Annotated in this window: 7 protein-coding genes; 3 read left to right on the top strand and 4 right to left on the bottom strand. The window is 65.2% G+C overall.

Features of this window, described 5'->3' with window-relative positions; genetic code table 11:
* Positions 1-88 precede the first annotated feature (88 nt).
* Positions 89-1,888, bottom strand: coding sequence for an aspartate--tRNA ligase (gene aspS / locus WBF82_RS02945; RefSeq protein ID WP_424381606.1), 1,800 nt, complete (start codon positions 1,886-1,888; stop codon positions 89-91).
* 71 nt (positions 1,889-1,959) lie between these two features.
* On the opposite strand from aspS, the gene WBF82_RS02940 reads away from it, so the two are divergent.
* Positions 1,960-2,841: an oxidoreductase gene (locus WBF82_RS02940; protein WP_424381605.1), complete on the top strand. Its 882-nt coding sequence runs from the start codon at positions 1,960-1,962 to the stop codon at positions 2,839-2,841.
* Here WBF82_RS02940 and WBF82_RS02935 read toward each other — a convergent pair whose 3' ends face one another.
* Positions 2,842-3,372 (bottom strand): hypothetical protein, encoded by a 531-nt coding sequence (locus WBF82_RS02935; RefSeq protein ID WP_424381604.1) that lies wholly within the window; start codon positions 3,370-3,372, stop codon positions 2,842-2,844.
* Positions 3,373-3,697: 325 nt separating this feature from the next.
* Here WBF82_RS02935 and ypfJ point away from each other — a divergent pair, with 325 nt between their 5' ends.
* On the top strand, positions 3,698-4,579 hold the full coding sequence (gene ypfJ, locus WBF82_RS02930) for a KPN_02809 family neutral zinc metallopeptidase (protein WP_424381603.1): 882 nt from the start codon (positions 3,698-3,700) through the stop codon (positions 4,577-4,579).
* A 1-nt stretch (position 4,580) separates the two neighbouring features.
* Here the strand turns inward: ypfJ and WBF82_RS02925 are convergent, their stop codons facing one another.
* Positions 4,581-5,591, bottom strand: a complete 1,011-nt coding sequence (locus WBF82_RS02925; protein ID WP_424381602.1) for an Rv2578c family radical SAM protein — start codon at positions 5,589-5,591, stop codon at positions 4,581-4,583.
* 126 nt (positions 5,592-5,717) lie between these two features.
* On the opposite strand from WBF82_RS02925, the gene WBF82_RS02920 reads away from it, so the two are divergent.
* Positions 5,718-6,746: a hypothetical protein gene (locus WBF82_RS02920; RefSeq protein WP_424381601.1), complete on the top strand. Its 1,029-nt coding sequence runs from the start codon at positions 5,718-5,720 to the stop codon at positions 6,744-6,746.
* A gap of 127 nt (positions 6,747-6,873) precedes the next feature.
* Here the strand turns inward: WBF82_RS02920 and WBF82_RS02915 are convergent.
* The coding region (locus WBF82_RS02915) for a WXG100 family type VII secretion target (protein ID WP_424381600.1) at positions 6,874-7,148 on the bottom strand (275 nt) is incomplete at its 5' end.

The following is a 7,148-nucleotide window of genomic DNA, read 5'->3' as shown; positions in this document are numbered from 1 at the left end:
GTTGAACGCCTTGATCGTTTCGGCGTCCGGGATCTGTTGGGTCATGCCCCGTCAACCTGCCCGACCCGCCCGTCTATTCCGGCGCCCCCTAGCGTCGATCTCGGTGCGCATCGGGCACGACGTCGATGCCCGACTCCTTGCGCTGCTGGGCGGTAATGGGCGCCGGCGCGTCGGTCAGCGGGTCGACACCGCCACCGGACTTCGGGAAAGCGATGACCTCGCGGATGGAATCGGTGCCCGCCAACAGCGCGACGATCCGATCCCAACCGAACGCGATCCCACCGTGCGGCGGCGCACCGAAAGTGAAGGCGTCGAGCAAGAATCCGAACTTCTCCTGCGCGTCGGTTGCGCCGATGCCCATCATCGCGAACACCCGTTGTTGAATGTCGCGGCGGTGGATACGAATTGAGCCGCCGCCGATCTCGTTGCCGTTGCAGACGATGTCGTAGCCATCGGCCAGCGCGCTGCCCGGGTCGGTGTCGAAGGTGTCCTCCGATTCCGGCTTGGGCGCGGTGAAGGCGTGATGCATCGCGGTCCACGCGCCGCTACCCACCGCGACATCACCGGCGGCGGTGGCTTCGTCGGCCGCCTCGAACAACGGAAAGTCCACCACCCAGGTGAACGCCCAGGCGCCGGGGTCGATCAGGTTGAGCCGGTGGGCGATCTCCACGCGCGCGGCGCCCAACAGCGCGCGCGACGCCTTGGCTGGCCCCGCCGAGAAGAAGATGCAATCGCCGGGCTGGGCGCCGACGTGGTCCGCCAGACCCGCGCGTTCGGTGTCGGACAGATTCTTGGCGACCGGGCCGCCCAGCGTGCCGTCGTCACCGACGAGCACGTACGCCAAACCCTTGTGCCCGCGCTGTTTAGCCCACTCCTGCCAGCCGTCCAGCGTGCGGCGCGGTTGCGATGCTCCGCCAGCCATCACCACCGCACCCACATAGGGCGCCTGGAACACCCGAAATGTGGTGTCTTTGAAGAAGTCTGTGCACTCGACCAGCTCGAGCGAGAATCGCAGGTCGGGCTTGTCGGAGCCGAACCGTCGCATCGCATCCGCATAGCTGATCCGCGGCAACGGCAGCGGTACGTCGTAGCCGATCAACGCCCATACCGCCTTGACCACTTGCTCGGAGATCGCGATGACGTCGTCGGCGTCGACGAAGCTCATCTCCATGTCGAGCTGAGTGAACTCCGGCTGACGGTCGGCACGGAAGTCCTCGTCGCGATAGCAGCGGGCGATCTGGTAGTAGCGCTCCATGCCGGCCACCATCAGCAGCTGCTTGAACAGCTGCGGGCTTTGCGGCAACGCGTAGAACGAGCCGGGCTGCAGCCGTGCGGGCACCAAGAAGTCGCGGGCGCCTTCCGGTGTCGAGCGTGTCATCGTCGGGGTCTCGATCTCGACGAAGTCCTGCGCGGCCAATACCCCGCGGGCGGCGGCATTTACCTTGGAACGCAACCGAATTGCCTCGCCCGGGCCGTCGCGGCGCAGGTCGAGGTAGCGGTATTTCAGCCGGGTTTCTTCGCCGGCAGGCTCGTCAAGCTGAAACGGCAGCGGCGCGCACTCCCCCAGCACCGTCAGCGACGTTGCGTTGACTTCGATTTCACCGGTCGCGATCTCGGGATTCGCGTTTCCTTCGGGGCGGATCTCGACGACACCATCGACGGCGACGCAGAACTCGGCGCGCAGGTGGTGGGCTTGGCCCAACACGTCGTCGGCGCGGAACACAACCTGCGACACCCCCGTCGCGTCGCGCAGGTCGATGAAGATCACGCCACCGTGGTCGCGTCGACGCGCAACCCATCCGGCCAGCGTTACCTTTTGGCCCGCGTCGGCGGCGCGCAATGATCCGGAGGCGTGACTTCGTACCACGACCGCACAGTCTAGGTTCATAGCGGCGACCCGCTGCGCCCGGCTACGCCGCGCTTGCGATCGCCGCGAGGCGGGTAATTTCAAGTATCACCATGGATATTGCAGTCGTCGGTCCGGGTGCTGTCGGTACGACGGTCGCGGCCTACCTATACGCCGCCGGTCATCAGGTGCTGGTGTGCGGGCGGACGCCGCGAGCACAGATCGAACTGCGGCCCGACGGGGGCGACCCGATCGTGGTGCCCGGTCCGGTGTGCACCGACCCCGGTGAGGTCAGCGGCCCGGTCGGGGTGGTCCTGCTGGCGATCAAAGCCACCCAGAACGCTGATGGAGGCCGATGGCTGGCCCGGCTGTGTGATGAGCACACCACCGTCGTCGTGCTGCAAAACGGTGTCGAGCAGGTCGAGCAGGTCCAGCCGCACTGCCCGTCGTCGACGGTGTTACCGGGCATCGTCTGGTACGGCGCCGAGACTGCGCCGCAAGGGTGGGTACGGTTACGCACCGACGTTCGGCTGGTGCTGCCCGACGGGGCCGCCGCGGCCAGGGTCGCGGAGTTGTTGAACGGCGCCGGGTGCACGGTGGAGTGCGACCCGGACTTCACCACCGCGGCCTGGCGCAAGCTGCTGGTGAACGCGCTGGCCGGATTGATGGTGCTGACCGGGCGGCGCTCGGGAATGTTTCACCGCGACGACGTGGCCGCGATATCGCGCCGATACGTTGCCGAGTGCGCGGCGGTCGCCCGGGCCGAGGGCGCCAAGCTCGGTGACGACGTCGTCGACGAGCTGGTCGATATGTTCCGCCAGGCGCCCACCGATATGGGCACCTCGATGCTGGCCGACCGCGAGGCCGGGCGCCCGCAGGAGTGGGACATTCGCAACGGGGTGATCATCCGCAAGGCGCGTGGCCACGGAATCGACACGCCGATCAGCGACGTGCTGGTGCCGCTATTTGCGGCGGCCAGCGACGGGCCGGGGTAACTAGAACTGGCCGATAGTCAGAATCTGGTCGGGGAGAATCCACTGGTAGAAGGTGGATAGCGCGTTGTCGAGCGCAGCGTCGGCGAAGTCGTTCGCGGGCAGACCCGCGATGGTGGTCGCCAGGGTGCTGCCTTCGGTGTAGAAATTCTGCGCTTCTGTCACGGCGGCGGCGAAGGTCGCAGGGGTAGCGAAGGTGAAGTCGAAGGAGTTGGCCGGGAAAAGGGTTGACCCGGTGGCTGCGTCGATCAAACCAACTTGAAGCTCATCCGGGACTCCCACCAAGTCGTCGTCGAGACCCACGAAAAGCTGCGTCAGACCGTCCGCAGAATCACCGTTGCCGAAATCCGTAGAGGCGGCCGTGAAAGCGCTCGCAGCAATAGCCTCCGTGCCCTGGACGTCGGCGAGGATGGTGCTGAAATCGTCGGCGTGCGCGGTCGGTGCGGTGGCCGCCGACATCATTGCCGCGGCAGCGAGGACACCTGCAGACGCGCTCAGACCGACAAACATGGCGCGCGATCTGTTGTGGCGCATGGAGACTCCAATCTCTCGAAGGCCCCAAATAACCTGGCAGCTGAGAAAACCCGCAGCGTGTCGCCATGATTTTCTCAGAATATAACCTGTTGTTTTCAGGAGGCGCCCACGCGATGGCGCCCCCGGCGCCGCTGGTCAGACTCCTTACGAGCCGCAAATGGCGGAGTTGTCTACCGCGAAAGCGTCAGGGGTGAGTTTTACCGAAATTGCCGAACGCCCAGTGCGCAAGCGAGAACTTCGCAACCACGGGCACGTCTGAATCACAGTGTGCGAAGCTGATCTCGCCGGGTCACGAGCCGCGACAGACACGCAACGGAGAACGCGAATGACCTTCAACGAGGGTATGCAGATCGACACCAGCACGACGTCGGCATCCGGCGGCGGAGGCGGGCGGATCATGGCGATCGGCGGCGGACTGGGCGGACTGTTGTTTCTCGTCGTCGCGCTGCTGCTCGGCGTCGATCCCGGCAAAGTGACGAACCAGCTGCCGATGACCAACAGCCAGGACGTGGCACCGGGCTTCGACCTGAACCAGTGCCGCACCGGGGCCGACGCCAACAAATACGTGCAATGCCGTGTGGTGGCGACCGGCAACTCATTCGACGGGGTGTGGAAGCAGTTGATGCGCGGCTACACCCGCCCTCGGGTGCGACTGTTCACCGACCACGTCAACACTGGCTGCGGACCCGCCAGCACCGACGTCGGGCCGTTCTACTGCCCGGTGGACAAGACCGCCTACTTCGACACCGGGTTCTTTGACGTGCTGCACGACCGATTCGGTTCCAGCAATGGACAATTGGCGCAGGAGTACGTGGTTGCCCACGAGTTCGGCCATCACGTGCAGGACCTGCAAGGGATCCTTGGCCGCGCGCAGCAGGGCGCGCAGGGCGCCGGCGGCAACGGCGTCCGCACCGAATTGCAGGCCGATTGCTACGCCGGGGTCTGGGCGCACTACGCCTCGACCGTCAAGCAGGAAGGCACCGGGGTTCCGTATCTGGAACCGCTGAGCGACAAGGATATTCAAGACGCGCTGTCGGCGGCGGCGTCAGTCGGGGACGACCGGATTCAGCGGTCCGCAACCGGCCACACCAATCCCGAGTCGTGGACACACGGCTCGTCGGAGCAGCGGCAGCACTGGTTCACCGTCGGCTACCAAACCGGTGACCCCAACCAGTGCGACACCTTCCGCGAACCGAACCTCGGCTGACTCAAAACAGCGTCGGCTGCGTCGCCTCGGGCACCTGCTGCGCCGGGGCGGCCTCGAATCGTCGCTGATCGCGGCCCAGCGCGTATTTGGCGATCAGCGGTGCGGCCTTCGCCCGTAGATCCTCTCGGTAGGACGGCGGCAAATACGCTCCGCGCCGGTATAACTCGCGATACCGCCCGACCAGCTGCGGGTGGGTGCGCGCCAGCCAGGACATGAACCAGCCACGGGTCGATCCGCGCAAGTGCAGCCCGAACACCGTGACACCGGTGGCGCCCGCTGATGCGATTTGGCGCAGCAGACCGTCGAGGTGCTCGACAGAATCGGTCAGGTAGGGCAGCACCGGCGCCACCATCACGTGGCAGTCCAAGCCGGCGTCGCGGATCGCGGAGATCAAGCCGAGCCGGGCTTGCGGGGACGCGGTACCCGGCTCGACCTGCTTGTGCAGCTGCGGATCACCGACTGCGAGCGAGACGGCGACGCTGACCGGCACATGCCCGGCAGCGTCGGCGATCAGCGGCAGGTCACGACGCAGCAGCGTGCCTTTGGTCAGGATCGACAGCGGCGTGCCCGACCCGGCGAGCGCACCGATGATGCCCGGCATCAACGCATAGCGCCCCTCGGCGCGCTGATAGGGATCGGTGTTGGTGCCCAACGCGACAGTCTCGCGGCGCCACGATCTTCGGTGCAGCTCTCGCTGTAGTACGTCAGCGACGTTCGTCTTCACGATGATCTGGGTGTCGAAGTCGTTGCCGCAGTTTAACTCCAGGTATTCGTGGGTGGGCCGGGCGAAACAGTAGCGGCAGGCGTGCGAACAACCGCGGTATCCGTTGACGGTGTAGTTAAACGGCAACGCGGCGGCATCGGGAATCTTGTTGAGCGCGGACTTGCACAAGACCTCATGAAAGGTGATGCCGTCGAACTGCGGTGTCTGCACGCTGCGGACGAAACCGATGCGCCCCAATCCGGGCAGCGCGCCGTCATCGACCTCGATGCTCTGGCCGTCCCATCGCATACACTATTCGAACGCTTGTTCGAGCCCCTGTCAAGCCCTGCCGCGTCCTGACCGCGGCCGCACTCGTCGACGCCCGTCTCGCCAATTTGCCTGCGGTGAGCCGGTTGTCATTTAAGCTGGACCATCGTGACGTCTGAATCCGACGGCCCCACCAACAACAAAAACCTCAAGTGGGCCATGGGCGCGGTGGGGGTGGTGGCTGTCCTGGCGACAGTCGTGGCTGTGGTGTTGCTTTTCGGCGGCGGCGGCTCTGGGACACCGAGCGGGCCTCGCTCCGACCTGGGTTCGGCACCGGACTCAGCGGCCGGGGTGGCCAGCGCCAAAGACACCGGGCCGATCGCCGTTATCACCGAGGATCCAAGCTGCATAGCATGGACAGGGATCAACAACGAGCTTGCCAGCAGCGGCACGGGCCTGTGGAACGAGCGAGACCGATCGGTTCCGGCCTCGGCGTGGACACCCAAGCTACGTGCGCAATACATCGCGGCTGCGCAGTCGATGCGCGGTGCCGCGGCGCAAACCGTCGGCTTGGTCAAGTTGACACCGCATCGCGTAATGCGCGAGCTGTACCAGCAGTTCATTGCTTACGCCCGCGCGTACGCCGAACGTGTGCCCAAGTACACGCCTGCCGATAACACCCTGGCGGGTACCGCGAATAGCGCGTCGTCTGCTTTGGGAGCGATCTGCGCCGCCATTTCCGACGGCTCCGCGGCGGCGCGGGGTCCCTTGGTGCAGCCTTCGTCGCAGCCCTCGGACATCGCCCCCGTTGGCAATCCCGCTAACCCACAGCCTTTTCTGACTAGTGCTAATTCTGCCTGCGGCGACTGGAAGTCGTCGTTAGATCAGTTCGGCAAAAACACCGCCGACTGGCAGAAGCTGGATCCTAACGTCCCGGCGATCTACTGGAACCGCGAACAGAAGGCCGTCAACTATGCGGTTGCCCCGGTGATGAACGCGTTCGCCAGCACAATGGAACAGATTGGCCGGCAAAGCGATAACGCGATCTGGCAGGATTTTGCCAACCTTTCCGCCCAGTACCGCCGCGCGTTCGTTGTGTCGCTGCCCACCTACACGCCGACTGATAATCACTTGGCCAACGCCGCTAACTACGCGTCGACCACAATCCTTGGCGCTTGTGTAGCGGTGGGCTCGTAGTCGCCGTCGCTTCTCGAATAGCCAACAGGCACAACATGCTTCGGCTAAGTCTCCGCGTATGGTCGATAGCCGGAAAATACTGTGGCCCACACACCTTTTGGTGTGCGGGCCACAGTGGTCGCGGGAATTAGGCCCAGCTGCCTCCGACTGCATTGTCGGTGGTGTTCATGTTGTTGCCTGCGGTTTGCACCTTCTGGCCGTGAGCGTTGGCTTGTTCGTAGATGACCTGGAAGTTGCGACCCAACTGCGTGATGAACTCCTGGCAGGCCACCGAACCGGCGCCGCCCCAGAAGTCACCGGCAGCCAGCACATCGCGCACGATGGCCTGGTGCTCGGCTTCCAACGACGCGGCCTGGGCCCGGATGAGCGCGCCGTGGGCGTCCACATCGCCGAACTGGTAAC

This window comes from Mycobacterium sp. (assembly GCF_049673265.1).
Taxonomy (GTDB): Bacteria; Actinomycetota; Actinomycetes; order Mycobacteriales; family Mycobacteriaceae; genus Mycobacterium.
Note: the sequence above shows the minus strand (reverse complement) of the source record. Positions and strands in the feature narration are given on the sequence as shown.